Annotated in this window: 1 protein-coding gene; it reads left to right on the top strand. The window is 32.4% G+C overall.

Annotated features, from left to right (window positions below):
- The first annotated feature begins 720 nt into the window (after nt 1-720).
- A complete protein-coding gene (gene ltrA / locus ACJDU8_RS25335; RefSeq protein WP_406794962.1) occupies nt 721-2,532 on the top strand; it encodes a group II intron reverse transcriptase/maturase in 1,812 nt (603 codons plus the stop codon).
- Nucleotides 2,533-2,641: the final 109 nt, after the last annotated feature.

Here is a 2,641-nt window from a genome sequence, read left to right as displayed (position 1 = left end):
GTGCGACTTGTTGCTAATTGAAAAGATTAGCCTAATTAGCTGATTAAATTCAGAAATTAGAATTGTTATTGCGAGAAATCAAATGATAGGGTAACGCCTTGAAGGGTTTCCTCTAATACTCCGATTAGCGTTCTGGTGAGTAAAAATCAGAGGGTTAAAAGCTCGGTGAAGTCGGCTGAGAGCCATCGTAAGTAGGAGGGATAAGTTCTACACGAAATACGAATCAGAGGTGGTCGGGTGGTGATAGGCCGGGAGTCTATAAAATATCTATGGTTAGGATGGTAGCATTGACTACTGACGAAATTGGGAATGTACGGGTCTAAATGCAGGATATTTAGAAATGAATATGACACAAATGTGTAGTAAATGTGGAAAAGTAAAACTTTTTATTATGAAATTCCATATAGTGTTATAGGCACTATCAAGTTTACAGGCTCATACTGATGACCTACGGATATATGTATAGATAGCAATAACGGAACAAGGGAAGCTTGGAATATGGAGGTTTTACTGCCAATGAAGTAGTGACAGGGAAAGGAGTAATCCATAACCTATCTTAATCTAAGTGAAAGTGGTGGCACGAAGCAATGAAATTTCTGTAATGGGAATAGAGCGATAGCCACTAGGCAAGTTGTTATTTGATAATTAAATACTGAATAATTCAAGGTTCGAGTATGACTAAGAGATGTGAAACTTCTACATAAAGGAGGATTAGCAGACTTGGAGGAAAGCTTAAAATTAAAGAAAAGACAGTTGCTAAGAAATAATGAATATTATAACATTCAAGATATCTTTGACGAACTATATAGTAAATCTTGCAAGAATTATAAATTTACTAATCTAATGAAATTTATAACCTCAGAAGCAAATATCTTACTAGCATTTAGAAATATCAAGGGAAATAAAGGCTCCAAAACGGTTGGAATAGATAATCTTGATATTACGACCTTTGAGAATATGGTACAAGGTAATTATGTAGAATACATTCAAAATAAATTTGCCAACTATCATCCTAAAGGCGTTAGAAGGGTTGAAATTCCTAAACTAAATGGTAAAATTAGACCTCTAGGAATACCCTGTATTGAAGATAGAATAATACAGCAGTGTATTAAGCAAGTATTAGAACCGATTTGTGAAGCTAAATTTTATAATCATAGCTATGGTTTTAGACCAAATAGGTCAACAGACCATGCTATTGCAAGATGTAACTTCCTAATGTGGAAAGCCAACTTGCATTATGTAGTTGATTTAGATATTAAAGGTTTCTTTGATAATGTTAATCATAGTAAGCTTAAAAAACAAATATGGGCATTAGGAATACGAGATAAAAACTTTATTAGCATTATGGGTAAAATATTAAAATCAGAGATAAAAGGAATAGGAATACCAACCAAAGGCACCCCTCAAGGAGGAATTATTAGTCCACTTCTATCAAATATTGTTTTAAATGAATTAGATTGGTGGATAAGTTCACAATGGGAAACCTTTGGAACAAATAATACCTATATTAACTCACACAAATACAGGGCGATGAAAACAACAAAACTAAAAGAGGTATGGCTAGTCAGATATGCAGATGACTTTAAAATCTTTTGTAGAGATTATAAAACTGCTCAAAAAGTCTACAATGCAACAAGAAAATGGCTGAAAGAAAGATTGGATTTAGATATAAGCCCGGATAAATCCAGAATAACCAATCTCAGGAAAAATTATACAGAATTTTTAGGATTCAAACTAAAAGTGAAACTAAAAAGAAAAAGATATATAAGTCAAAGTAGAATGAGTGATAAAGCTAAATTTTCAATAATTAATAAATTAAAAAAACAAATAAAAGTAATACAAAAAGAACCAAATGTAAAGCAGGTTTCTAAATTGAATGCAATGATACTAGGTAGCCATAATTATTACAACAGTGCTACTCAGGTAAGTTTGGATTTTAGTAAAATAAACTTCTTAGTCACAAAAGTTCTAGATATACGACTAAAACAACACGTATCCGATAAACCTAATTTTTCAAAAATCTATAAACGGTTATATGGAAAATACAATGGCAAAATTCGCACCATATGTGATATTACAATATTCCCAATCTATGCCTGTAAAAATAAACCTCCTATGTGTTTTTGTCAAGAGATAAGCAGTTATACCATAAGAGGTAGGCAAGCAATTTATACTAAACTCAAAGGTTATAATGATTTGATAAAGCACCTATTAAGTACAATAGGAAATGACCAATCCACTGGGTTTAATGACAATCGCATATCACTTATAGCAGGACAACAAGGAAAGTGCTATGTTACAAGAGAGAAATTGGAAATAGGCAATATGGAATGTCACCATAAAATTCCCCAATACTTGGGTGGGACTGATGAATATAAAAACCTTGTTTGGATAAACAATAAGGTTCACAAGCTAATCCATGCAACCAAACAAGAAATCATTGAAAAATATTTAGGCTTATTATCCTTAGATAAAAAAGGGTTAAATCGTGTTAATTCTTTAAGAAAGCAAGTAGGAAATTCAGTTATTTAATTCAAAATAATAAGTTGTTGGAACGCCGTATGAGAGCGAAAGTCTCATGTACGGTGTGAAGGAGGGGAAAAGGCAGAGATTACTTCAAAACCTTACCTATTCCTATAAT

Source organism: Candidatus Clostridium eludens (assembly GCF_045310515.1).
In the GTDB taxonomy this organism is placed as follows: Bacteria; Bacillota; Clostridia; order Clostridiales; family Clostridiaceae; genus Clostridium_B; species Clostridium_B eludens.
This window is presented reverse-complemented; position numbering and strand designations above follow the sequence as displayed.